We start from the raw sequence: 24,524 nt of genomic DNA, 5'->3' as shown, positions 1-24,524 counted from the left end.
GGACAACCCGCACGCTTCATCGAAAGGATCGAAGATGATCAAGCTTCTCTCCCACCTCTCCTACGTGGCCATCACGACGCCGGACGTCGACGCATCCGTCGACTTCTACGTGAACCAGGTCGGGCTCACGGTCGTCGACCGGATCGACGGCGCCGTGTACCTGCGCTGCTGGGGCGACTACTACAAGTACTCCGTGGTCGTCGTCCCCGGCGACGAGCCGTCGCTGCAGACGATGGCGTGGCGCACCTCGAGCGCCGAGGCGCTCGAAGAGGCCGCGAAGCGCATCGAGGCCGCCGGCGCCCAGGGCGAGTGGGTCGACGACGTGCCGCACATCGGCCGCGCCTACCGCTTCACCGGCCCCTTCGGGCACAGCATGACCCTGCACTGGGACGTCACCCGCCACCACGACACCGAGGGCGACGCGGCATCCATCTACCCCGACCGTCCCTCGCGCCGCAGCAAGGTCGCCGGCGCCCCGCGTCAGCTCGACCACGTCACGATCGCGACGAGCGATGTCGACGGCTTCGTGAAGTGGTATGTCGACACCCTCGGCTTCCGCTTCATGGCGCGCACGGTGCTCGACGAGGCGCCCATCTCGGTGTTCTCCGTGCTCACGACCAACGAGAAGTCGCACGACCTCGGCGTCGTGCTCGACGGCTCGACCAAGGCCGGCCGCATCAACCACTACGCCTTCTGGGTCGACACCCGCGAAGAGCTGCTGATCGCCGCCGACGTGCTGGGAGAGAACGGCTACCCGATCGAGTACGGCCCGTCGATCCACGGCATCGGCGAGCAGAACTTCCTGTACTACCGGGAGCCCTCGTCGCTGCGCATCGAGCTCAACACCGGCGGCTACCGCAACTACGTACCGGACTGGGTGGCGAACACCTGGCGTCCGTCGCAGGGCTCGAACAACATGTACCGCAACGGCGCGATGCCGATGTCGATGACGGAGTCGTTCCCGCCCGCCGACGGCCCGAGCGCGACCGAAGAGGGCGTGCCCGACGAGATCAAGGAAGCGCTGTTCAACCCCTACGCCAAGCACGGCCAGGGCTGATTGAATCGGGCGGGGGCGGCCGGGGTGCCGTTCCCGCCCTCACCCGTCCCGGGCGCCCCACCGCCCCGGGATGACACAGGAGGAACACATGACATCGTCGTCGAACGGACTATCGGCCCCCTTCGCGCTCGCGCGCTTCCGCCAGGGGGCAGACGTGCGACTGGGGCTCGTCGCGGGGGATCGGATCAGACTCCTGGATGCCGCGGCCCTCGGCGCCCCGGATCTCAACGCCTTCCTCGCCGCCCCGGACTGGGACCGCCTCGGCGCGCTCGCCTCCGATGAAGAGGGCCAGTGGATGCCGCTGGCCGACGTGACGCTGACCGCTCCGGTCGAGCCGCGCCAGGTGCTTCAGGCGGGGGCCAACTACCGCCAGCACGTGATCGAGCTGGTCGCCGCCGGGCTGACGCAGAACTCCGACCGCACGCCGGACGAGGCACGCGAGTTCGCCGCCAAGATGATGGACGACCGCGCCGCGAACGGCGAGCCGTACTTCTTCATCGGCCTGCCGGCGTGCGTCGTGGGCGACGACGTGCCGCTCGAGCTGCCCGCCTACAGCGACGTGCACGACTGGGAGCTGGAGCTCGCGGTCGTGATCGGCCGCGAGGCGTTCCGGGTCTCGAAGGACGACGCGCTCGACCACGTCGCCGGCTACACGATCATCAACGACATCACCACGCGCGACCTCGTGTTCCGAAAGGACATGAAGGAGATCGGCACCGACTGGTACCGGGCGAAGAACGCGCCGGGCTTCCTGCCGACGGGACCGTTCCTCGTGCCGGCGCCCTTCGTCGACGGAGGCTCGGTCAACCTTCGGCTCGAGCTCAACGGCGATGTCATGCAGGACGGGAACAGCAGCGACCTGCTGTTCGACATCCCGGCCCTCATCAGCGGCGCGTCGCAGACGATGCCGCTGCTGCCGGGCGACATCCTGCTCACCGGAAGCCCCGCGGGCAACGGCCAGCACTGGAAGCGGTTCCTCCGGGACGGCGACGTCATGACCGCCTCCATCTCGGGGCTCGGGACGCAGGTCGTCCGCTGCGTCGCGGCCTCCTCGGTCGCCGAGCCAGTCGAGGCGTCCTGATGACCGAGGCGACTGCTGAACCGGTTGGTGAGCCTGTCGAACCACAGGGACCGCGCCCTAGCGAGGAGCCCGCGGACCTCGACCGAACGAACCCGGAGGCGGAGATCGGCGCGCGCGCCGAGGCGTTCCGCAATTGGGGGCGCTGGGGCGAGGAGGACGTGCTGGGCACGCTCAACTTCATCGAGCCGCAGAAGCGGGTGGATGCCGCGGCCCTCGTGCGCGAGGGCACGGTGATCTCGCTCTCGCAGTCGTTCGACACGAACGGCCCGCAGAAGGGCTGGCGCCGGCGCACCAACCCGGTGCACACGATGACCGACACGGGCGTCGACGCCGAGCGCGGCAACCAGGGCTTCCCGCACGGCATCGGCGGTGCCGACGACGTGATCGCGATGCCCCTGCAGTGCTCGACCCAGTGGGACGGCCTCGGCCACATCTTCGACCACGGCATGGCCTGGAACGGCCGCCGCGCGGGCGACGTCGTCACGAGCGAGGGCGACCTCGTCACGGGCATCGAGCACGCGGCATCCGTTCTCGTCTCGAGGGGCGTCCTGCTGGATGTCGGCCGCCACCTGCGGCCCGAGACGGGCGAGCTGCCCGACGGCTATGCCGTCACGACCGCCGACCTCGAGGACACGATCCAGGCACAGGGCGCCTCCGCCACCGTCGGTCGCGGCGACATCGTGCTTGTGCGAACCGGCCAGCTGGCTCGCGCGCGCCGGGACGGGTGGGGCGACTACGCCGGAGGTCCGGCGCCAGGGCTCTCGCTCACGACCGCCGGTTGGCTGCACCGCACCGAGATCGCGGCGATCGCGACCGACACGTGGGGTTTCGAGGTGCGTCCGAACGAGTTCGGCGCGCCGGCCTTTCAGCCGCTTCACCAGGTCGTGATCCCGAACCTCGGCCTCACGATCGGCGAGATGTGGGACCTGGAGGCGCTCGGCGCCGCGTGCGCGGCATCCGGCCGCTACGACTTCCTGCTCTCGGCCGCACCGCTTCCCATCACGGGTGCGGTCGGCTCGCCCATCAATCCCGTCGCGATCCTCTGATCGCCCCGCCCGAACCCGAATCAGAAAGAACACCCGCAGTGAAAGAGAACAGAGAGGTTCTGACATGACCGCAGTGCAGAAGGTCGCGATCGTCGGCAGCGGCGTCGCGGGACTCGCCGCCGCCATCCAGCTCGCCAAGGCGGGGGTCCACGTCGACTTGTTCGAGGCGAAGCCGGAGCTCAGCACGCAGGGATCCGGCATCTCGCTCCAGGGGAACGCGCTGCGGGTGTTCGGCGCGCTCGGCGTGTGGGACGACATCCGCGCCGCCGGCTACGCGTTCGAGGGCTTGAACCTCCGAGCCCCGGGCCCTGGAGCACCGATCGTCGCCCAGCTTCCCGACATCAAGGCGGGCGGGCCCGAGTATCCGTCGTCGATGGGGATGCCGCGGGCGGATCTCACCCGCATCCTGCTCGAGCACGCCGAACGCGCCGGTGCCAAGGTCCACTTCGGCAGGAAGATCACCGGTGCGGATCTGCGCGCCGACGACGCCGTCGAACTGTATGTCGACGACGAGTCGGTAGGCGAGTACGACCTGCTGATCGGCGCCGACGGCCTGAACTCGGCGGTGCGGGATCTCATCGGCATCGAGACCAAGCCGCAGCCGACCGGCATGGGCATCTGGCGCACGTTCGTCTCGCGTCCGGCCGAGGTGGAGCGCACCGAGCTGTACTACGGCGGCCCGGTATACATCGCCGGCTACACGCCGACGGGCCAGGACAGCATGTACGCGTTCCTCGTCGAGAAGGCGCAGGACCGGTTCGGAACCTCCGACGAGGACGCGACCCGCATCATGCTCGAGGAGTCCCGGGCCTACGACGGCCCGTGGAACTCGATCCGGGCCGACCTCGAGGCGGGTGCGAACGCGAACTACACCTGGTTCACGTCCCACCTGGTCGACGGCGCCTGGAACCGCGGCCGTGCCATCATCATCGGCGACGCCGCGCACAGCTGCCCTCCCACCATCGCCCAGGGCGCCGCCCAGGGCCTCGAGGACGCCTACGTGCTGACCGAGCTGCTCGTCGCACGGGATGAGCTAGACCAGCAGCTCTGGGACGACTTCCACGCCCGGCGCGTGCCGCGCGCCAAGGCGGTGGTGGAGGCATCCGTGCAGCTCGGCCAATGGCAGATCGACGGCAATCGCGATGCGGATGCCGGCGGCCTGATCTTCGGCATCGCGAAGAAGATGGCGGAACCCGCATGACCACCGACGTCCACGCCCACCTCCTCCTTCCCGCGATGCACGCCGAGGTCGAGCGCCGCGCGCCCGAGCTGGTCGCCGAGGCCGCGGAGCTCGAGAAGCGCCGCAACGGCATCGAGAGCCTGCAGGCATCCGGGGCCATGGTCGGCGCGCGCATCCCCAAGCTCACCGACGTGCGGGCGCGGCTCGCCGCCATGGACGAGCAGGGCGTCGACCGCCAGTGGGTCAGCGTCTCGCCCAACCACTTCTACCCGTGGGCGCCCGAGGGGCTCGCGGTCTGGGTCGCCATGGAGACGAATCGGCTCGTCGCCGAACACGTCGCCCAAGCGCCGGACCGGCTCATCGGGCTCGGGGTCGTGCCGCTGCAGCATCCGTCGCGGATCGTCGAGTATCTCGACGACGCGGTGCTCGGACGCGGGCTCGCGGGGGTCGAGATCTCATCGTTCGCCGGCGATGTGGAACTCTCGGACGAGCGCCTCGAGCCCTTCTGGGCTCGCGCGGCCGAGCTCGGCTGCATCGTATTCCTGCATCCGTTCGGCTGCAGCCTCGACGAGCGCCTGGACCGGTTCTACCTCTCCAACACCGTGGGGCAGCCGACCGAGAACGCGGTCGCGCTGTCGCACCTCATCTTCGCGGGCGTGCTGGATCGGCATCCGGGCCTGAAGGTCGTCGCCGCACACGGCGGGGGCTACCTGCCGACGGTGATCGGCCGCTCGGACCGCGCATGGGACGTGCGGCCCGAGGCGCGACGCTGCGAGCACCGGCCCTCGACCTACCTCCGTAAGCTGTGGTTCGACACGGTCGTGCACGACGAGCGGACGCTGTGGGCGCTGGTCGAGGTCGCCGGAGCAGACCGCGTCGTGCTCGGCAGCGACTTCCCCTTCGACATGGGACTGGATGACCCTGTCGCCTTCGTTCGGGATGCCGGGCTCGAGGCCGCGGTGACGGAGGCGATCCTCACCGGCAACGCCGAGGCGCTCGTCGACACGAGGGTCAAGGCATGAGGATCGCCCGCTGGACCCTTCTCTCGGTTGCTGAGCCTGTCGAAGCACAGGGACCGGGTGTGGGAGAGGGATTCGTCGTCGGCGACCACGTCGTGCCGTTCCCTGATGGCCTGACCGTCGCCGATGTGCTCGTGCAGGGGCTGAATGCCGCACGAGCGCTCCACGCGCGGGTCGCCGAGGATCCGGTCCCTGAGCCGGAGGCGGTCCCTGAGCCGGAGGCGGTCCCTGAGCCGGAGGCGGTCCCTGAGCCGGAGGCGGTCCCTGAGCCTGTCGAAGGGTCGACGCCTCGACAAGCTCGGCGACCGGAGCAGTCAGCTCGGCGACCGGAGGCGCGGTCCGGGTCCTTCCCCCTCGCCGATGTCCGTCTGCTCGCCCCGCTCGTCCCGGCGGCGATCCGTGACTTCGTGGCGTTCGAGGAGCACGTAGAGGGCATCAGCGCATCTGTCGACGGCAAGGGCGAGGTCGTGCCCGAGTGGTACCAGGCGCCGACCTTCTATTTCACGAACACGCACACGGTCCTCGGACCTGGCGATGCGGTCGCTCCCCCGATGACCGAGCGTCTTGACTTCGAACTGGAACTCGCGGTGGTCGTGGGCTCCGTCGAGGGCTCCGACGGGCGGAATCTGACACCGGATGCCGCGGCATCCCACATCTTCGGCTACACGATCATGAACGACTGGTCCGCCCGCGATCTCCAGGCCCGCGAGATGAAGGTGCGCCTGGGCCCGGCGAAGGGCAAGGACTTCGGTACTGCCCTCGGTCCGTGGATCGTCACGGCCGACGAGGTGCAGCAGTACCTCGACGCCGACGGCTTCCTGGCGGTCCGCGCCGTGGTCTTCGTGAACGGCGAGCTCATCGGCGAAGACCTCGTGTCGAACATGGGCTGGCCCTTCCCTGAGCTGGTGGCGTACGCATCCCGGAACTCCCGAGTCGTGCCCGGCGACGTGCTGGGTTCCGGCACGGTCGGCAACGGCGGATGCCTCGGCGAGCTGTGGGGCCGCAACGGCGAGCTCACCCCTCCGCCGCTGGCCGAGGGCGACGAGGTGCGCATGGTCGTCGAGGGCATCGGCGAGCTCGTCGGGACGGTCGGCCCCCGCGTCCCGGCCCCCGCCATCCCGCCTGCCCGTCCTCGCTCGCGCACCCGCCGGCGCTGACCCCGCCTCTCCTGCCCCTCCAACCTCGTCTCACTCCACCGCGAAGGGACGCAATCGGTGCCCTCAGCCGAGGAATTCTCGCGTTGTGCGTCCCTTCGGCACCGCCAGACTCACGGCTTTGGTTGCTTTTGGACTAAAGAGGGCATAGAATCGACATGACGTCGGGATCCGCGAGATCCGTTCCTCTGCGTGAAGCAGCGCAGGGGGCACACCCCGTCGCGTCGACCGCCCGATCGTTCGGGTGACTCGCATGCCACTCTCCCCGTGGAGGCTCCGCCTCCTCATCGTCTCCCTTCTCACCGTCTCCTTCCTCGGTGCGCTCGACCACACCGTGGTGGCCACCTCGCTCGCCACCATCACCGGCGAGCTCGGCGCCGTCGAGCAGATGAGCTGGGTCATCGTCTCGTACACCCTCGCCAGCACCGTGCTGCTGCCCGTGCTCGGAAAGCTCGCCGACCTCGTCGGCGCGCGCCTGATCTTCCTCTCGAGCCTCGCCCTGTTCCTCGTCGCGTCGCTGTTCTGCGGGCTCGCACAGGACATCACACAGCTCGCAGCGGCGCGCGTCGCCCAGGGCATCGGATCGGCCGGCCTCCACCTCATGCCGCAGACGATCGTCGGCGAGGTCGCCTCGCCGCGCGAGCGTCCCCGCGTGCTCGCGCTGATCGGCGCCGCCTTCCCGATCGCGATCCTCGTCGGCCCGCTCGCGGGCGGCCTCATCACGGATGCGTGGGGCTGGCGCTGGGTCTTCTGGATCAACATCCCGGTCGGGATGATCGCGCTGGCGCTCGCGGTCGTCGCCGTGCCGCACATCGCCGGCCGGTCGGGCAGGCGGTTCGACATCGCCGGGGCCGTCGTGCTCGGGATCACGGTCACCGCCTTCGTGCTGGCCGCGGGCTGGGCGAGCGCGGGTGCCAGCGGCGGCGGTGCCCCGGTGCTGATCGCTGCGCTCGTCGCCATCGTCGGGTTCGCGTCGTTCATCGCGATCGAACTGCGGGTGTCCGAGCCGGTGGTGCCACTGCGGCACTTCGCCAACCGCACGATCCTCGTGTGCATCGTCCTGTCGACGGTCATCGGCGTAGGGCTCTTCTCCGTCGTCTCGTATGTGCCCACGTACATCCAGATGGCGTACCGCACGACCGCGACCGTCTCGGGGCTCGTTCCCATCGCGACGGTCTTCGGGATGCTGGTGAGCACCCTCGTCACCGGCTCGCTCGCGAGCCGCACCGGCCGGTACCGCATCTTCCCGATCTTCGGCACGATCGCGGCGGCCGTCGGGCTGCTCGTGATGGCGCTCCTGCCCGCCGGGATGCCGCTCTGGGTGCCGATGCTCGCCATGGGACTCGTCGGAATCGGCACGGGCTCGTTCATGAACATCATCGTCGCCGTCGCCCAGAGCGCCGCGCCGCGTTCCGACACCGGCAGCGTCACGGCCACTGTGAGCCTCGTGCGCCAGGTCGGGTCGACGACGGCGACCGCGATCGTCGGCGGGTTGATCGGGGCGGGAGTGACACTCGGGCTGCCCGCATCCCTGGATGCCGCGACCCTCACGCCGCAGGCCGTCTCCGCCGCCTCGCCCGCGGTGCAGGCCCAGGTGGCGGAGCTGTACTCGAGCGTGCTGGCGCCGATCTTCGTGGGCCTCGCCCTCGCCTATGCGGTCGGCATCGTCGCGGCCCTCCTGCTCCCGCAGGGGCGGCTGTCCGACGAGCACGATGCCGCACCCCTGACCACGGCCGAGACGGCCGTCGCGTGACCACTCGAAGGAGAGACGCCATGTCATTCGAATCGCACACCTCGCACCACCCCACCATCGCCATCGTCGGCAGCGGGCCGATCGGCTCCGCCTACGCGCGCGTGCTCGTGGAGCAGCTGCCCGAGGCGCGCGTCGTGATGTTCGAGGCGGGTCCGCAGCTGACCGCGACGCCGGGCGAGAGCGTCCGGAACATCGCCGACCCCGCCGAGAAGGAACGCGCCCGGGAGATGTCGCAGGGTCCGCAGGCCGGAGACCTCCGCGAGTCGCTCGGCCTTCCGTCCGGCGTGGTCGTCGAGGGGATGTTCACCGCTCGCCAGGGCACGCATCTGCTCGACTTCGGCGGGGAGGGGTCGGCGACGGCGCCGACCTTCCCCGCCGCTGCTGCCGCCACGAATGTCGGCGGCCAGGGAGCGCACTGGACCTGCGCCACCCCGTCGCCGGCCTTCAGCGAGAAGATCCCTTTCATCGCGGACGACGAGTGGGACGACCTGCTCGAGGTCGCGAAGGGCCTGCTGCACGTGCAGAGCGCGGCCTTCGCCGATTCGGCGATCGGGGAGGGGATCCGCGCGCTGCTCGAAGAGGACTACGCCGGCGAGCTGCCCGAGGGCTACGGACCCGGCACCCTCCCGGTCGCGGGCGACCCGCAGCCCGACGGCACCATGCGCTGGGCCGGCGCGGATGTCGTGCTCGGCCCGCTCATCGACCCGTCCTCACCCCTCAGCGAGCGCTTCGAGCTGCGTGACCTGACGCTCGTGCGTCGCATCGAGATAGAGGACGGACGCGCGACGGGCGTGACCGTCGAGGACCTCCGCACGCGCGAGACGCGCTTCATTCCCGCCGACCTGGTGGTCGTCGCGGCCGACGCCTTCCGTTCGCCCCAGCTGCTGTGGGCATCCGGCGTGCGCCCTTCCGCGCTCGGTCGCTATCTCACCGAGCACCCCGTCGTGATCTCGACCGTGGCGCTGGACGCCGGCAGGATCGGCCGCTTCGCCACCGAGGAGGACCTGGATGCCGAGATCGCGCACCGTTCGCTCAACCCCGCCGATCCCGTGGCCGCCGTGAACCGCATCCCCTTCTCGGAGCCGAGTCACCCGTACTCGCTGCAGGTGATGTACGCCGAGAATCCGCCGTTCCAACTCGACCCCTCGCATCCGGCGGCGGGCAACCGATGGGGCTACGTGAACATGGGCTACGGCGTGCGCAAGCGTCCGCGGGTGGAAGACGGCGTCACCTTCGACGACGAGAACCTCGACTATCGCGGCTTCCCGAACATGACGATCGAGTACGAGCTGACGGATGCCGAGATCGCCGAGATCGCGGCGGCCACCGAGCGCCTGAAGCGGGCGGGCAGCGCGCTCGGCGAGTTCATCGCGCCGCCGCGGCTGCTGCCGAACGGCTCGAGCCTGCACTACATGGGCACGACCCGCATCGGCGAGATGGATGACGGCACCTCCGTCGCGGACCCCTGGTCGCGCGTGTGGGGCGTCGACGGACTCGTCGTCGGCGGCAACGGCACGATCCCGACCGCGAACACGATGAATCCGACCCTGACCAGCGTCGCGGTCGCCGTCCGCGGCGCCCGGAAGGCCGCGGAGGAGCTCGCGGCATCCTGACCCACCACCCTCCGCGAGACTGCGTCTGCGCGCCGAGGGAGCAGGCAACCCCCTCAGTTTCGGCGCGCGGACGCAGTCTCACCTTCGGGATCGGGATCGCGATCGGGATCGGGTTCGCAGTGGGGATCGGGTTCGCAGTGGGGATCGCGATCGGGATCGGGATGGCGGTCCGGATCCGGCTCGGATCGCTGTAGCGGGCCGGATCGCCGTCGAGGTCGGGCCGGCGGCTCGCGTCAGTCGCCCCGGGCGATCCGGTCGGCCATGTACTTGACACCGGCCGACGACGTCGAGCCGCCGTCGACCGGGATCTCCGCGCCGGACACATAGGCCGCCGCATCCGAAAGCAGGAACGCCACCACCTGGGCCACCTCGTCCGCGCTGCCCACGCGCTCGAGCGGCGTCAGCGCCAGCTGTGCGTCGCGCATGACCGCGGGCGCCCCCGCGGTCATCGGCGTCTCGATGAACCCGGGATGCACGATATTGACCCGGATGCCGCGTGGCCCGAGCTCGGTCGCGGCGACGTGGGTCAGCCCGCGCAGGCCCCACTTGCTCGAGGTGTAGGCCACCGGGTAGTGGGCGTTGAGGGCGGCGGACGAGCCGATGTTGACGATGGAGGACCCTTCGCCCATCAGCGGTGCGAGAGCCTGGATGCCGAGCATCGGTCCGGTGAGGTTCACGGCGATGACCCGATCCCAGTCCGCTCGGGCGGTGTCGCCCAGTCGGCTGCGATGGGTGATCCCGGCGTTGTTCACAAGCCCGCGCAGCGGCTCCCCGCCGAGCTCTTCGGCGAGGTCCGCCGCGAGGGCGGCCCATGCTCCTTCATCGGCGACGTCGAGCCGCCGATACGCGGCGCCCGTGCCGTCCAGCTCGGGGGCGGCGTCCGCCACATCGGTTGCAAGAACGCGCGCACCGGATGCCGCGAGTAGGCGTGCTGCCGCGAGCCCCTGTCCGCCCGCGGCGCCCGTGATCACGACGGTGCGGCCTTCGAGCCCTGAGTCGGTGCTGATCATCGTGGCTCCCAGAGGTCGGCGGGCGCGGCGTCACCGAGCCCACACCTCGACGCTAGCCGCGGCATCCGTTCGAGGGAATCGGCGGTCGCTGATGGGGGGCATCACGAGTACCGGGCCGGCCACGGTGGCGGACCCGACGGCGACGGTGCAGAATGCGGGTATGACGGCGGATGCGCTGGGGCCCGTCCCGTCCGACGGTGACGACGCGACACCGCTGACGGATGCGCAGCGCGCGCTCCGCGTCTCGATGCTCGCCACGGAGCACTGGAGCCTCCTGGCCTCGCGCAGCACCACCCAGAGCGAGGTGCTCACCCGCATCGCGATCTTCCTGACGCTGGTGTCGGTCGGGCTCTTCGCCCTCGGCGTCATGGGCAACGCGACCCAGTTCCAGGGGTGGTTCGGCGTCGCCGCGCTCGGCGTGCTGCTGCTGCTCGTCGTCCTCGGTATCATCACGGCCCTCCGCGTGTTCAACGTCGGGACCGAGGACGCGGCCTACGTGCTCGCCATGAACCGCCTGCGGGGGGCGTACGTCGACCTCGACCCGGGGCTCGAGCGATACCTGATGACGTCGCCGGCCGACGACGAGCCGGGGCTCGAGCGCACCTACTTCCCATTCGCCAGCCGAGCGGGGACGCAGGTGCTGGCGAGCTCCATGGTGCTCATCCTCGTCGTCGAGTCTGTTCTCATCGGCCTATTCCTCGGCAGCCTCCTCTACGCCCTGTCCGCACCCGTCGGCTGGGCGGTCGCGGTCGGCGCCGTGTTCGCCCTCGCATCCCTCGCGCTCTGGCTCTGGTCGGGCTACCGCTCCTACCTGCAGGTCTGGCGTGCGCACACGCCGCTGCGCACCACTCCCGGGACCGGATCGGGCGCGGCCACGGCCGCACCTGCGCCGGCGCCATCGGCGGAATCCGCATCCCCGGTGCGAGTGTCGCCCGAACCGTTCCCCGTGTCGCCGGAACCGCAGCCGGAACCAGGCACACCCACCCCCGCACCCGCTGCGCCCGCGCCGGAGATTCCCGTGATCTCAACGCCCGCGGCGGCATCCGCGCCTCAACGGAGCGACGCGAACGAAGACCCGCCGCTGCGCCGCTCCCGCCGACGCGCAGACTAGCTTGTCTCGCCGGTCGCCCCGCGCGCTTCGCGCACGAACCGCCCGTACACCTCCGAGCTCGGCTTGGCCGTGCGCTCGAACGTCTCGCGATCGACGCTGTGCAGGCCGAGCTTCGGGCCGTAGCCGAAGATCCACTCGAAGTTGTCCATCAGCGTCCAGTGGCAGTAGCCGATCACGGGGACACCCGCGGCGATGGCCTGCCGCAGCCCCTCCAGCGACGGCTCGATGAAGGCGGCGCGGATGGTGTCATCCTCGGTCCCGATGCCGTGCTCGCTCACGAGCACCGGAACGCCGCTGACGGGGTAGACGTACTCCACCGCGCCGCGCAGGGAGTCGGGCTCGACGGCCGTGCCCATGCCGTTCACCGGATCGCCCTCGGGCGGCGCGACGTGCCCGTCGGGGCCGTAGACGATGCGCTCGTAGTTCTGCACGCCCACGAAGTCGTCGTCACGGGCGAGCTCGAGCCAGTGCTCGTACACCTCGGCGCGCTTGCGGTCGCGCAGCTGCTCGCCGCCCGGTGCCGCCACATCGTCGACGATGGCGAGGGACAGGCCCACCGGCAGATCCGGGCGCTTCGCCTTGATCGCCGCCTTCGCCGCCTTGTGCCCGGCCGTCATGCCGGCGCGCATACCGGCGAAGTCCTCGTGCAGCATCACATTGCCGGCGCGGTAGCGCTCGACGCCCGCGGCTCGACCCGCCGCCTCGAGCGTCGCGCGCTCGAGCTCGGGGATGAAGTCGGGGAGCCCCGCCCACGTCAGCATCTCGGGCAGGTCCGGCTCGTTGAAGGTCACCGCGAGGCGGATGCGGTCGCCGAAGCGGTCCATCACGACGCCGCAGTAGCGGGCGAAAAGGTCGGGCGCTCCGGCATCCAGCCATGCCCCGCGGGCGGCGAACCAGTGCGGTGACGTGAAGTGATTGAACGTCACGATCGGCGCGAGACCCCTGGCGAGGCATCCGTCGATCATCGCCTCGTAGTGCGTCAGCGCGTTCTGGGAGAACTCGCCCTCGCGGGGTTCCACGCGCGCCCATTCGACCGAGAACCGGTAGGCGTTCAGGCCCATGCCGGCGACGAGGTCGAGGTCGGATTCCCAGCGGTTCCAGCCGTCCGTGGCCTTTCCGGAACGGTCCTGGAAGATCGTCGGCGTCACGTTCTCGAGGAACCACGTATCGCTGTCGACGTTGCCTCCCTCGTTCTGGTGGCCGGCGGTGGCGACGCCCCAGAGGAAGCCCTCGGGAAAAGTGTCTGCGGTCATGATGCGCCTTTCGGATCGACGAGGTGGACGCCGAGGAACTCCACCGCGCGATGGCTCGGGGGAATCAGGGCGTACCCCTGGGATCGGCTTTGTTTGCTCTATGAAAGCATGTTTCACTGGGTTAACACCAGCGCAGCGGCCGACGTTAGGCCGTCGCTAACGGTTCGGAGTCGGATCCGAATGGCCAAACCACACGGAGCCGGTCACTCTGAACTCAGGACCGGTTGCCCGACCACGGTCCGCGACAGCGAAGTCCGCAGCACCACACCGATCACAGGAGATCCGATGTCACGATTCATCACAGCGCGCGGCGCCGGCGCCCTTGCCGCCGTCGCCGTCACAGCCCTTGTCCTCAGCGCCTGCTCCGGCGGCGGCAGCGATGGCGGGGCGGCGTCCGAAACCGGCGCGGCGGCCGACACGGCGAAGCTCGTCATCGCGACCGACTCGGATCAGGCCGCGTTCGGCTACGACCCGATCCGCTACGGCAGCGGCCAGCGGATGTTCTTCGAGGGCATCTACGACTCGTTGTTCGTGCTCGATCAGGACGGCAAGGTCGTTCCGCAGCTCGTGACGAACTTCGAGTACAGCGAAGACCAGACGCAGCTGACGCTCGACCTCGACACCGCCGCGACGTTCACCGACGGAACCACGCTCAGCGCCGACCTGGTGAAGCAGAACCTCGACTCGCGCGGCGATCCGGACCTCAGTGGTTACTCGGCGTTCGCGACCGGTGGTCAGAACGAGATCACCGACGTCGTCGTCGTCGACGAAGACACGGTCACCCTGCAGTTCGCCGCAGCCAAGCCCGGCTTCGAGTCGAACCTGGTCTCGCCCACGGGCATGATCGTGGGCCCCGCCGGCGTCGCCGACCGCGGCAGCCTGGACGCCACCCCCGACGGATCAGGTCCGCTGACCGTGGATGCCGATGCCACCGTCAAGGGCAACTCCTACCTGCTGGTGAAGAAGGACGACGCCGACGCCGACGCGTACGCGTTCGATTCCTACGAGTTCCGGCCGATCCTCGACCCGCAGGCGCGCGTGAACGCGGCCATCTCGGGCGAGGTCGATCTCGCCAACATCTCCGCCGACACGCAGGCCCAGGCCGAATCGGCGGGGACGGGGCTCGTCGCCAACGGCGGGACGATTCAGAACATCATCGCCTTCGACAAGACGGGCGCCCTCGGACCGCAGTGGGCCGAGCCGCTCGTATACCAGGCGCTCTCCACGGCGATCGACCGCGAGGCGTACGTCGCTGCCGTGCACCCCGGTGAAGTCCCGACGGCGAACGCCCTGCCGGCCGACAGCCCGGGCTTCGTTCCCGAGCTCGACGAGCAGTACGCCTACGACCCCGAGGCCGCGAAGGACCTCCTCGCCGAGGCGGGCTACCCCGAAGGATTCGAGTTCGACTTCACGATCAGCCAGGGCAGCCAGCGCGACATGGAGGCGATCCAGCCGTACTGGGAGGCCATCGGCGTGAAGATGAACCTGAAGAACGCGGCATCCACCGAGGAGCTCTTCACGGTCGTTCAGACCGAGCCGCTCGGCGGCCCGATCCCGTTCCAGTGGACCAACCCCCTCGGTCCGGTCTTCGGGGCCCTCTTCGGCTTCGCGAACTTCCACGGCGCCGAGAACGCCGAGATCCAGGCGGCGGCCGGTGCCTACGGCGCGGCCCAGGGCGACGAGGATGCACAGGCGGCGGCCCTTCAGGACCTGAACGCCGCGATCGTCGATGCCGGCTGGCTGATCCCGCTCTTCGAGCAGCTGGCTCCGTGGGCGTACAGCACAGAGAAGCTCGCCGAGCCGATCTTCCCCGGCGCTGAGGCGTTCCCGCTCCTCGCGTCCCTCACGCCCGCATCCTGATCGCATGCCGGTGCCGGTGGTCGTGAACCGCCGGCACCGCATCAGAAGGAGTGATGAGATGGTCCTCTTCGTTCTGAAACGGGTCGCCTGGGCGGTCCTGACGCTGCTGATCGCGTCGTGGATCGCCTTCGTGCTCGTACACGTCTCCGGCTCCACGCCCGGCGGCGTGGCCCTCGGGCAGTCGGCGACACCCGAACAGGTCTTCGCGTACAACCAGTCCATCGGCTGGTACGACCCCTGGCTGCAGCAGTACTTCGCGTGGGTCTGGCAGGTGCTCCAGGGCAACCTCGGCGTCTCGCTCATCGACGGGCGCCCGATCGGGCCCGACATCGCGAAGCGGCTTCCCGTCACGGCCGCCCTCGCCCTGGGCGGAACGCTGCTGAGCGCGGTCATCGGGGTCGTGCTCGGCGTGATCGCCGCGGTACGAGGGGGTGCGGTCGACCGCGGCATCACCGTGGTCACCGGCATCATGCTCTCCCTCCCCGCGTTCTGGGTCGGCATCCTGCTCGTCTACGTCTTCGCGGTGCAGCTCCGCCTGCTGCCCGCAACGGGCTTCGTGCCCTTCGAGATCAGCCCGGACAAATGGTTCCGGTCCCTGGTGCTGCCGGTGCTCACGATCGCCCTCACCTCGGCCGGCTTCATCGCGCGGCAGACGAGGGCATCGATGGCCGAGGCCCTCGCCCAGGAGCACATCCGCACGCTCCGCGCCGTCGGCACCCCGACGATGCGCATCGTCTACGTCCACGCCCTGCGGGGCGCGAGCCTTCCGATCCTCGCGAGCGTGGCGATTCAGTTCATCGTGCTCTTCGGCGGTTCGGTGATGATCGAGCTGCTCTTCGCGCTGCCCGGTATCGGTCAGGCCATGCAGGCCGCGGTCGGCTCCGCCGATCTGCCGTTCGTGCAGGCGCTCGTACTGGTCGCGACGCTCGTCGTGGTCCTCGTCAACGTGCTGCTGGAAACCCTCAATCGCACCCTCGACCCGAAACTGCGCACATCATGACCGTTTCAACGACCGCGATCCTCACCATCCGCCGCTCCGAGAAGCGGCGAGCGGGCCGGCTCTTCCGCTCGCCCACCGCCGTGATCGCGCTCATCTGGCTGGTCGGCCTGGTCGTCGCGTCGATCACGTCTCCGCTCTGGCTGCGCTACGGACCGCTCGAGCAGGACCTCTCCGCCGTGCTGCAGGGACCATCGCTCGCCCACCTGCTCGGCACCGACGAACTCGGCCGCGACCTGCTCTCGCGCATCGTGACGGCGGCCGCTTCGACGCTTGCCATCGCCTGCATCCCGCCGATCGTCGCCGTGGCCATCACGGTGCCGGTGACGCTCTGGGCCGTGCGCAGCCGGCGCGCCGAGGACGTCATGAACCGCGTCAGCGAGATCGTGATGTCATTGCCCGGCACCGTCATCCTTTTGGCCTTCATCGCCGCGGTCGGCACCAACATGCCCCTCGTGATGACCTTGCTTGGCGTTCTGCTGTTCGGTGCGCTCTACCGCATCTTCTTCGGACAGGCGAAGAACCTGCAGAAGCAGCTCTTCGTCGAGGCCGCCACCGTCGACGGCGTGCGGCCCACAGCCGCGAGCTTCCGGCACGTGCTGCCGAACATGTCGACCACGGTCATCGTGCAGTTCGTGCTCTTCTTCGGGGTCGGCATCATGATGCAAGCCGGCCTCGCCTTCATCGGACTCGGCCCGCAGCCGCCGACACCCACGTGGGGCGGGATGATCCAGACGGCCTCGCGGTTCATCTTCCAGCAGCCGTGGATGATGGTGCCCACGGGCGCCGTGCTGGCGCTGACGATCATCGCGGCGAATGCGCTCGCGGACGTGCTCTCGGGCGGTGCGGCGACTCCGCCGCCGCTGGTGGCGCTGCGTCGCAAGCGGCGGAAGAAGGGCGCGGATGACGAATACGTCGTCGCCGTCGCCTCGACGCCCACGGCATCCGTCCCCGCTGCATCCCTCCCACGCGAGGCCACGGCGCTGTTCCCCGTGGAACCGCTCAACGACTACGAGGACGCGGTCGCGCTGCCGGCGGACAACGCCGTTGCCAGCGCTCCGGCTCTCGCCGAGCGCACCGGAGTAGGCGGACCCGCCGCCGACGGCGAGCTGATCGTGGAGGACCTCGTGCTCGGCGTCGACGGCGGTCCCGCCCTCGTCACCGGGGTCTCTCTGCGCGTGCGGCCCGGCCGCGTGATGGGGCTGGTCGGCGAGTCGGGCTGTGGCAAGAGCGTGACCTCGTATGCGCTGCTGGGACTGCTCTCGCCCGGACTGTCGGTGCGATCCGGCCGCATCCAGTGGGGCTCGGTCGACCTGGCCAAAGCCGACGAGCAGACACTCGCCGAGGTGCGCGGCCACGAGATCGCCTTCATCTCGCAGGAGCCGAGCCGCGCCCTCGACCCGATGTTCACGATCGGCTGGCAGCTGGGGGCCGCCATCAAGCGGCTGCGCAAGGTGGGGTCGCGGAAGGCGCGCGAGATCGCGCGGGAACTGCTGAACGACGTCGGCATCGTCGACCCGCCGCGCGTGCTGAAGAGCTACCCGCACGAGATCTCCGGCGGCATGGCGCAGCGCGTCGCCATCGCGCTGGCACTCGCCGGATCGCCCCGGCTGCTGGTCGCCGATGAGCCGACCACCGCGCTCGATGTCACGATCCAGGCCGAGATCCTCGCGCTGCTGCGGGGCCTGATCGCCTCTCGCGGGATGTCGATCATCCTCGTCACGCACGACCTGGGGGTCGTCGCCGACCTCTGCGACGACGTCTCGGTCATGTACGCGGGCCAGATCGTCGAGACCGGTACGGTGCGCGACGTGCTCGTCCGGCCGGAGCATCCGTACACGATGGCGCTCCTCGCCGCCGATCCGCACGCCATCGTCGAGTTCGAGGGGACGACCCGGCTCGCTTCGATTCCGGGACAGGTTCCGCTGCCGGGTTCTTGGACGAGCGGATGCCGCTTCGCGCAGCGCTGCCGATTCGCCAAGGAGCAGTGCATGACGGCCATCCCGCTGCTGCCGCGCGCCGAGGGCGATGGCGGTGTGCGCTGCATCCGCCGCGACGAGGTGCGGGGCAGGCAGGAAGAGTGGCGCGAGCCCGTTGCGATCGGAGGGGAACTGTGACCCGTCTCATGCAGGAGATGGATGCGGCGGCCACGCCGCTGCTGGAGGTGCGCAACCTCGTCATCCGGTACAGCAAGAAGGGCGCGCCGGCGGTCGACGACGTGTCGTTCAGCATCGCCCGCGGCGAGACCCTCGGGCTCGTCGGAGAGTCGGGCTCGGGCAAGACGACGATCGGGCGGGCGATCCTCGGACTGCAGCCCGTCACGAGCGGGCAGATCCTGTTCGAGGGCCACGACATCACCCGAGCGGGGGCTTCGCAGCGTCGTGCCCTGCAGGGTGATCTGCGGGCCGTGTTCCAGGATCCGTTCTCCTCGCTCAACCCCCGGCGTCCGATCGGCGACGCGATCAGCGAGCCGCTGCGCGTCGCCGGAGTGGCGCGCTCGGAGCGGGATCGACGGGTGCAGGACGTGCTGGATGCCGTGGGCCTCGCCCCCGGTTCGCAAGCTCGGTACCCTCGCCAGTTCTCGGGGGGCCAGCGACAGCGCATCGCGATCGCGCGGGCACTCGTCACGGATCCCCGGCTGGTCGTCTGTGACGAGGCGGTGAGCGCCCTGGATCTCTCGACCCAGGCGCAGGTGCTGAATCTGCTCGCCGACCTGCGTGCCGGGGCGGACCTCGGCTACCTGTTCATCGCGCACGACATGGCGGTGGTGGAGTTCCTCGCCCAGCGAGTGGTCGTGCTCAATCGCGGTCGGGTCATCGAACAGGGTCCGACGCTCGAGGTCATGCGCAACCCCCGCGAGCACTACACGCGTGTGCTGATGGCAGCGTCTCCCGTTCCCGATCCGGACGAGCAGGCACGTCGTCGCGATGCGTGGCAGGCGCTGAAGGCGGCCGCGCCCGCCGCGTGATCGCGCACCGACTTCGGAGATTCCCGCCTCGATCGGCCGATGAGCCCGAGAGGGGCCGAACTTCGCGACATTCTCCGAAGTTCGTGCGCGCGTCAGTGGAACGTCGGCGCCGCCACCAGGGGAGACAGCGACTGCGCCGTCTCACGAAACGCGTTGACCATCGGGTTGCGGCTGTCGGTGAGACTGCAGAGCACGATCGTCGCCGGCTCGATGTCGTGGATCGGGATGAAGGCCAGCTCGTCGCGCCGATAGTGGGAACTGGCCGACTGACCCGCGATATTGACGCCGGCTCCCGCTGCCACGAGCTCGAGCAGACCTTCGACGCTGTCGGCGGTCGGGCCGCGCTTCGGGCGCGATCCATCCGGACGCGGGTCCACGATCCACCAGTCGACGACCTCTGGCACGCCCTTCGCGACTGCGACGAAGACCTCGTCGTTCGTGTCGAGGATCGAGATCGACTCCCGCCCGACGAGCGGGTGGTCGGCCCGGACGACGAGCACGCGCGCTTCCCGCCACAGGGGTTCCGCACGCACCCGCGGCGGCAGCCGCATCGGCCACGGGGCGAAGACCACGTCCACGCGTCCGCCCTCGAGCTCCTCGGCCACGTCGAAGAACCCGAGCCGGCGCATCTCGATCCGGGCCTGCGGGATGGCCTGCATCGTCGCCGCGATGGCGGCGGTCGTGAGCGTCCCCGCGCCCGCCGCAACGACGCCCACCCGCAGCACCGGCGCATTCCGATCACGCTGAACCGATCGACCCCAGCTGAGCAGCTGATCGTGGTCGTCCTGCACACGCCGGGCGAGGGGCAGCAGTTCGCGTCCGTAGGTGGTGAGCTCGACCTTTCGGGGGCTTCGATCGAACAGCTTCACGTCGAGCTGCTGCTCCAGCCGGCTGATCTGCTGGCTCAAAGAGGGGGGCGTGATGCTCAGTCGCTCAGCCGCGCGACCGAAGTGCAGCTCCTCGGCGAGCACGCAGAAATATCTGATCACGTGGATGGGGACATCCATGGCCTGATCTTAGTCTCCGGCTAACGCCGAGTAGGTAGCTCGAACTGGCCCGCGGTGTCACCCGCGCGCAGACTGAGACCACCCAGACTTACGCGGAGGTAAGCAGAAATGACACTGGAGTCGCCGAAGCAAGAGCTTCACCCCACGCACGCCGGCATCCTTCCGGGAGCGCCCAAGCCGTTCTACCTCGACGACGGGGAGGGCGAGAAGAGCGTCGTCTTCGACACGCTGTTCGACATCCTCCTGACCGGCGACGAGACCGAGGGACAGTTCGACGTCTTCACGTGCGAGGGCAACCAGGGACAGATCATTCCCGCCCACATCCACCCCTACACGCACGAGATCTTCTACGTCGTCGACGGTGCCGTGCACCTCTGGATGGACGACGAGCAGGGCTCCAAGAGCGACCGCGTGCTGACCCCGGGCGGGTTCGGCTACGTGCCGAAGGGCACCATCCACGCCTTCCGGCTCGAGTCGTCGAACTCGAAGATCATGGGCGTGAGCTCGGGCGGCTTCGGCCGGTTCTTCCACGCGATGGGACGGCCGACGACGAAGCCCGGCATCCCCTCGCCCGACGAGTTCTACATCCCCACGTACGACCAGATGCGTGCCGCCGGCGAGCTGTACGGCACGGTCTTCCGCCCCGACTACAAGTTCCTTGACGACTGAATCCGCTCCGGCGGCGGCCGGAGGGTCGGACGATGGCCGCACAGTGCTCCGCGATCTCGTCTTCGCCGAGCCGGTGGGCTTTCGCCCGCTGAGCCTCGATCTGCACCTCGCGCCGGTCGGGTCGCCGCTGATCGTCTTCGTGCATGGCGGCGGATGGCGCATCGGCAGCCGGCGGATGTTCTGCCCGACCATGGCCGATGACGATCCGTTCGGTCGTATCGTCGCGGCCGGGTTCACGGTCGCGTCGGTCGACTACCGGCTGAGCGCTGAGGCGAACTCGCCCGCTCAACAGGATGACGTCGCGGCGGCTCTGGCGTGGCTCGCCGAGCGCGCCCACGAGTTCGGCGCGGACACATCGCGCATCGTGCTGTGGGGGGAGTCCGCCGGTGGGACGCTCGCGGCTCTCGTCGGACTGAGACCGGATGCCGGTGTCCGAGGTGTCATCGACTGGTACGGGCCGTCCGAGCTCGTCGCGATGGGCGAGCAGCTCGGCAATGTCCACGATCCCGCGTCGCGGGAGGCGGAGTGGCTCGGCGTGCCGGCGGGCGATGATGCCGCGCGGGCCCGCGCCGCGAGTCCTGCGCTGCAGGTGCACGCGGACGCGCCGCCGTTCCACCTCGCGCACGGGCTCGCCGATTCCGCGGTCCCGCCGGAGCAGAGCGAGCTGCTCGCCGGCGCGCTGGCAGCGGCCGGGGTGCCGGTCGAGCTCGAGCTCGTCCCGGGCGCCGGCCATATGTGGCAGGGCGAGGATGTCGACCGCCTCGGTCTCCTCGACCGCGCGCTCGCCTTCGCTCGCCGCGTCACGTCCTGACCCGCCCGGTGTTCTGTCGATCGCGCTTTCCCGGTCGCTGAGCGACTCTTCGTCTCGCTTCGCTCGCTCAGGGACCGAAAGGCGGTTCTGTCCCGGCCCCGGTCGCTGAGCGAGCGCCAGCGAGACGAAGCGCGGTGACCCGACCTCGTGAAGCCGGTCCGCGCCCCGCCTCGCTTCGCGCTCAGGAGTCGACGCTCAGCGGCTCAGCCCGTCACGCACTGGAACGACGCGGCATCCGCGATCGATCCCGACCCGGTGTACTGCGGCCAGGACGGGTACTCGCACATCGGCCGGGACCGGTTCGCTCCCTCATTGGCGTCGAAGGCGACGAGACCCGTCGGGGCGACATCGTCCTCGACCCACGCCGTGAGGGTGCCGAGCCCGTCGTACTTCGCGTTGAACGGCCCCTGGCCATGACCCCAGCCGGGAACCTCGTAGAAGCGGAGGAACGAGTCCAGCTTCTCCTCGCCGAATGCGGCCACCTGCCGCTCGTAGTACTGGATGGTGTTGTGCGGCGTGATGAAGTCGTCCGCTGTGCCGTGCGTGAGCAGGATCTTTCCCTCCGCGCGCCCGGAACGGCTCGAGGCTCACATCCGTGACGTCCATGATCTTTCCGACCTCCTGGATGCGGTCGGCCCAATCCGCCGGGTCGAACACCATCGTGTCCAGCGACGGATCGCGGGTGACGATGTACTTGGACGTCTGGTCGAGGATGATGTACTGCAGCGCCTCGGAGCCGTCGATCGGGTTGGAGGGCACCGGATCGGTTCCGAAGCCGGCGAAGCCCTGATAGAGCGCGCCCTCGAACAGCGCGCTCTTCGCGAAGACGCTGTTGCCCGCGATCTCGAAGCCGAGGTCGTAGTCGGTGGCGATCTTCACCGCCGATGCGAGTTGGGCATCCGAGAGACACGAGTCGCCCTCGTCGGCACCGCTCGGACACCTGAGCACCGTGACGTCGAAGGCGTCGTTGCAGCCGGACACGTTGCTGATGACCTGATCGTCCGCGCCGTCGAGCCCGTCGCACGTGGCGTACACCGTGTCGGTGATGAGCTTCGTCTTCGCGGGGCTCAGCCATCCGGCTCCGCCGTTGCCGTACAGCGCGTCGCGGAAGTTCACCGCCCCCTCGTGCATCATCGTGACGTTGTACGCGGGGTAGTTCGCGATGACGCCGTCATAGTCCTTCGGATACCGCGCCGCCGCGTCGAGCGCCTCGTGGCCGCCCTGCGAGCCGCCGGCGAAGTAGAAGTACGACGGCTTCTTCCAATAGGCCGCGGCGATGAGAACCATCGCCGCATCGTGCGCCTTCTTCACCGACTGCTGGCCGTAGTTCAGGAGCGCTTCGTCGTTGAGCCCGAACGTGCCATCGAAGCCGGGTCCGCCCTGGTGACCCCCGTCGCTGCCGAGAGTGACGTAGCCCTGGTCGATGGGAGCGGGTTCACCGACCGGCTGTGCCGAGTACTGACCGAGCCCCGTGACGAGGCTTCCGTCGTACCCGCCACCGCCGAACTGCAGTGCGCGGCCGTTCCAGTCCTTCGGCAGGTTCACTTGGAATTGCATGCCGGGAGCGCCGGCGTTCTTCGGCCAGATCCAGCCGACGACGCTGCAGTAGCCCCCGGCATTCCAGGTCGCCGACTCGACCGCCGCGCCGCCCGTCGGCAGTCCGATCAGCTGCTGAGGGATCTTGATGTACTTCAGCACCGAACAGACCCGCGGGCCGAGTTCCGGGGGCCCAGCGGGTCGGTGCCGCCGCGGCGGCACCGCCTCCGGCAACCAGTGATGCGATCGTGACCGCTCCGACCGCGACTGTCGCGGCGAGCCTCCGTATCCGATTCATTGACGCTCCTTCGCGCTCGGTTGGTCTCCCCCGCAGTGGCGCCGATCTTGTTCGTACGATCGTTAACAATCTTGGCGACAGGAGGCAGGCTAGCCCGCGCGGCGAGTCGGCACAATGCCCGAATCAACCCGGATCGAGTTGGCGCCCTTCGTCTCGTCGCTGCGCTCTGCGCTCGGGGACCGGGGCTCGCCGCTGGCTCCTACCGGTCGCTGAGCGCCCTTCGTCTCGTCGCGGCGCTCCTCGCTCGGGGACCGGAGTGTGGTCGCGCCGCTCAGGTGGCGCGCAGCAGCCGCGAGATCTCGTCGGCCGTCGCCCGCAGGCGCTTCAGCAGCGGTCCGCGCAGCGACGCCACATCGTGCCGGGAGGACGCGACGGCGATGTTGATCGCCGCGGCCGGCTTCCTCTCGTCGCGGCCGAACACCGGCACCGACACCGAACGCAGACCCGCGGCCACTTCCTGATCCTGCAGGGAATAGCCCTGCTCGCGGATCGCTTCCAGGCGCTCGCGCAGATCTTTGAGCGACCTCGCGGCGTTGGGTCCGGCATCCGCCCCGAAATCATGGTTCGCCAGCGTCGCCCGGAGCTCATCGTCGCTGAGGTATGCGAGCAGCAGCTTGCCCATCGACGTGTAGGCGGCCGGCAAGGTCGAGCCGACCTGGATGTTCGCGGTGACGAGATCCGAGTTCCGCAGCCGCGCGAGGTACAGCACCTGATCGCCGACGAGCACTCCGAGATTGACCGTCTCACCCGACTCCTCGGCCAGGTGGCGCAGCGGCTGTTCACTCAGCTGCACGATGCTCGACCCTCGCAGGGCGGCCGAGCCGAGGAGCAGGACCGCGACACCCGGGCGGATGCTTCCGTCGGGCAGGCGCTCGAGGTACCCGCCTTCCTCGAGCGTGGCCACCACGCGAAACGCCGTCGGCATCGGGATGCCGGTGCGATCGCAGATCTCCCGGAGCTTGAGCGAGGTCACCGACTCGTCGAAGAGCCTCAGCACGTCGAGACCCTTCGCGAGGGCCTCGATGCGATAGCGGCTGCCGGGCTTTGCGACCTCGGCCCTGTCGTCGGCTTTCATAGAGTGGAAACGTATCTCAGCCTCGC

At 69.5% G+C, this 24,524-nt stretch carries 20 protein-coding genes and 1 pseudogene; 15 read left to right on the top strand and 6 right to left on the bottom strand.

The window, feature by feature from the left end:
- Window positions 1–34: 34 nt before the first annotated feature.
- The 8 genes from ACLQ2Q_RS14735 (at window position 35) to ACLQ2Q_RS14700 (ending at window position 9,903) form a co-directional block, all read left to right on the top strand.
- Window positions 35–1,057 carry a VOC family protein gene (locus ACLQ2Q_RS14735; protein WP_425821225.1) on the top strand — a complete coding sequence of 341 codons (1,023 nt, stop codon included), beginning with the start codon at window positions 35–37 and terminating at the stop codon, window positions 1,055–1,057.
- An 88-nt stretch (window positions 1,058–1,145) separates the two neighbouring features.
- A complete protein-coding gene (locus tag ACLQ2Q_RS14730) occupies window positions 1,146–2,138 on the top strand; it encodes a fumarylacetoacetate hydrolase family protein (RefSeq protein WP_425821224.1) in 993 nt (330 codons plus the stop codon).
- Window positions 2,138–3,184 carry a cyclase family protein gene (locus tag ACLQ2Q_RS14725; RefSeq protein WP_425821223.1) on the top strand — a complete coding sequence of 349 codons (1,047 nt, stop codon included), beginning with the start codon at window positions 2,138–2,140 and terminating at the stop codon, window positions 3,182–3,184. The genes ACLQ2Q_RS14730 and ACLQ2Q_RS14725 overlap by 1 nt, the downstream gene beginning before the upstream one ends.
- Window positions 3,185–3,248: 64 nt before the next feature.
- Window positions 3,249–4,385: an FAD-dependent oxidoreductase gene (locus ACLQ2Q_RS14720; protein ID WP_425821222.1), complete on the top strand. Its 1,137-nt coding sequence runs from the start codon at window positions 3,249–3,251 to the stop codon at window positions 4,383–4,385.
- Window positions 4,382–5,386, top strand: a complete 1,005-nt coding sequence (locus tag ACLQ2Q_RS14715) for an amidohydrolase family protein (RefSeq protein WP_425821221.1) — start codon at window positions 4,382–4,384, stop codon at window positions 5,384–5,386. The genes ACLQ2Q_RS14720 and ACLQ2Q_RS14715 overlap by 4 nt, the downstream gene beginning before the upstream one ends.
- Window positions 5,383–6,540: a fumarylacetoacetate hydrolase family protein gene (locus ACLQ2Q_RS14710; RefSeq protein WP_425821220.1), complete on the top strand. Its 1,158-nt coding sequence runs from the start codon at window positions 5,383–5,385 to the stop codon at window positions 6,538–6,540. The genes ACLQ2Q_RS14715 and ACLQ2Q_RS14710 overlap by 4 nt, the downstream gene beginning before the upstream one ends.
- A gap of 250 nt (window positions 6,541–6,790) precedes the next feature.
- A complete protein-coding gene (locus tag ACLQ2Q_RS14705) occupies window positions 6,791–8,290 on the top strand; it encodes an MFS transporter (protein WP_425821219.1) in 1,500 nt (499 codons plus the stop codon).
- Between the two features lie 20 nt (window positions 8,291–8,310).
- Window positions 8,311–9,903: a GMC oxidoreductase gene (locus ACLQ2Q_RS14700; protein WP_425821218.1), complete on the top strand. Its 1,593-nt coding sequence runs from the start codon at window positions 8,311–8,313 to the stop codon at window positions 9,901–9,903.
- Between the two features lie 233 nt (window positions 9,904–10,136).
- On the opposite strand, the gene ACLQ2Q_RS14695 is transcribed toward ACLQ2Q_RS14700, so the two are convergent.
- Window positions 10,137–10,913 carry an SDR family NAD(P)-dependent oxidoreductase gene (locus tag ACLQ2Q_RS14695; RefSeq protein WP_425821217.1) on the bottom strand — a complete coding sequence of 259 codons (777 nt, stop codon included), beginning with the start codon at window positions 10,911–10,913 and terminating at the stop codon, window positions 10,137–10,139.
- Between the two features lie 91 nt (window positions 10,914–11,004).
- Here ACLQ2Q_RS14695 and ACLQ2Q_RS14690 point away from each other — a divergent pair, with 91 nt between their 5' ends.
- The gene (locus ACLQ2Q_RS14690; RefSeq protein WP_425821216.1) at window positions 11,005–12,024 is read left to right on the top strand and encodes a hypothetical protein; all 1,020 of its coding nucleotides are present in this window, start codon (window positions 11,005–11,007) and stop codon (window positions 12,022–12,024) included.
- Here the strand turns inward: ACLQ2Q_RS14690 and ACLQ2Q_RS14685 are convergent.
- A complete protein-coding gene (locus ACLQ2Q_RS14685) occupies window positions 12,021–13,277 on the bottom strand; it encodes a glycoside hydrolase family 1 protein (protein ID WP_425821215.1) in 1,257 nt (418 codons plus the stop codon). The two genes, ACLQ2Q_RS14690 and ACLQ2Q_RS14685, sit on opposite strands and share 4 nt — an antisense overlap.
- A 285-nt stretch (window positions 13,278–13,562) precedes the next feature.
- Between ACLQ2Q_RS14685 and ACLQ2Q_RS14680 the strand changes: the two genes are divergently transcribed.
- The 4 genes from ACLQ2Q_RS14680 to ACLQ2Q_RS14665 are packed head-to-tail and all read left to right on the top strand — an operon-like array spanning window position 13,563 to window position 19,102.
- On the top strand, window positions 13,563–15,137 hold the full coding sequence (locus ACLQ2Q_RS14680; RefSeq protein ID WP_425821214.1) for an ABC transporter substrate-binding protein: 1,575 nt from the start codon (window positions 13,563–13,565) through the stop codon (window positions 15,135–15,137).
- Between the two features lie 58 nt (window positions 15,138–15,195).
- Window positions 15,196–16,137 (top strand): ABC transporter permease, encoded by a 942-nt coding sequence (locus ACLQ2Q_RS14675; RefSeq protein ID WP_425821213.1) that lies wholly within the window; start codon window positions 15,196–15,198, stop codon window positions 16,135–16,137.
- Entirely contained in the window at window positions 16,134–18,251 is a 2,118-nt protein-coding gene (locus tag ACLQ2Q_RS14670; RefSeq protein ID WP_425821212.1) for an oligopeptide/dipeptide ABC transporter ATP-binding protein, read from the top strand. The genes ACLQ2Q_RS14675 and ACLQ2Q_RS14670 overlap by 4 nt, the downstream gene beginning before the upstream one ends.
- 8 nt (window positions 18,252–18,259) lie before the next feature.
- Entirely contained in the window at window positions 18,260–19,102 is an 843-nt protein-coding gene (locus tag ACLQ2Q_RS14665; RefSeq protein WP_425821593.1) for an ATP-binding cassette domain-containing protein, read from the top strand.
- A gap of 92 nt (window positions 19,103–19,194) precedes the next feature.
- Here the strand turns inward: ACLQ2Q_RS14665 and ACLQ2Q_RS14660 are convergent, their stop codons facing one another.
- The gene (locus ACLQ2Q_RS14660) at window positions 19,195–20,109 is read right to left on the bottom strand and encodes a LysR family transcriptional regulator (RefSeq protein ID WP_425821211.1); all 915 of its coding nucleotides are present in this window, start codon (window positions 20,107–20,109) and stop codon (window positions 19,195–19,197) included.
- A gap of 108 nt (window positions 20,110–20,217) precedes the next feature.
- On the opposite strand from ACLQ2Q_RS14660, the gene ACLQ2Q_RS14655 reads away from it, so the two are divergent.
- Together ACLQ2Q_RS14655 and ACLQ2Q_RS14650 are read left to right on the top strand one after the other, a co-directional pair.
- The gene (locus tag ACLQ2Q_RS14655; protein WP_425821210.1) at window positions 20,218–20,778 is read left to right on the top strand and encodes a quercetin 2,3-dioxygenase; all 561 of its coding nucleotides are present in this window, start codon (window positions 20,218–20,220) and stop codon (window positions 20,776–20,778) included.
- On the top strand, window positions 20,768–21,589 hold the full coding sequence (locus tag ACLQ2Q_RS14650; protein WP_425821209.1) for an alpha/beta hydrolase fold domain-containing protein: 822 nt from the start codon (window positions 20,768–20,770) through the stop codon (window positions 21,587–21,589). Before ACLQ2Q_RS14655 ends, ACLQ2Q_RS14650 begins: the two co-directional genes overlap by 11 nt.
- Before the next feature lie 203 nt (window positions 21,590–21,792).
- On the opposite strand, the gene ACLQ2Q_RS14645 is transcribed toward ACLQ2Q_RS14650, so the two are convergent.
- The 3 genes and pseudogenes from ACLQ2Q_RS14645 to ACLQ2Q_RS14635 all read right to left on the bottom strand — a co-directional run bounded on the left by ACLQ2Q_RS14645 (window position 21,793) and on the right by ACLQ2Q_RS14635 (window position 24,498).
- Window positions 21,793–22,092, bottom strand: coding sequence for a tannase/feruloyl esterase family alpha/beta hydrolase (locus ACLQ2Q_RS14645; protein ID WP_425821591.1), 300 nt, complete (start codon window positions 22,090–22,092; stop codon window positions 21,793–21,795).
- Between the two features lie 73 nt (window positions 22,093–22,165).
- Window positions 22,166–23,287 (bottom strand): annotated as a pseudogene (locus ACLQ2Q_RS14640) (tannase/feruloyl esterase family alpha/beta hydrolase); the annotation flags it as partial.
- Between the two features lie 407 nt (window positions 23,288–23,694).
- The gene (locus tag ACLQ2Q_RS14635; protein WP_425821208.1) at window positions 23,695–24,498 is read right to left on the bottom strand and encodes an IclR family transcriptional regulator; all 804 of its coding nucleotides are present in this window, start codon (window positions 24,496–24,498) and stop codon (window positions 23,695–23,697) included.
- Between the last annotated feature and the right edge of the window lie 26 nt (window positions 24,499–24,524).

This window comes from Microbacterium sp. DT81.1, assembly GCF_049844955.1.
In the GTDB taxonomy this organism is placed as follows: Bacteria; Actinomycetota; Actinomycetes; order Actinomycetales; family Microbacteriaceae; genus Microbacterium.
The sequence above is the reverse complement of the archived record's forward strand: the minus strand, read 5'-3'. Positions and strand labels throughout refer to the sequence as shown.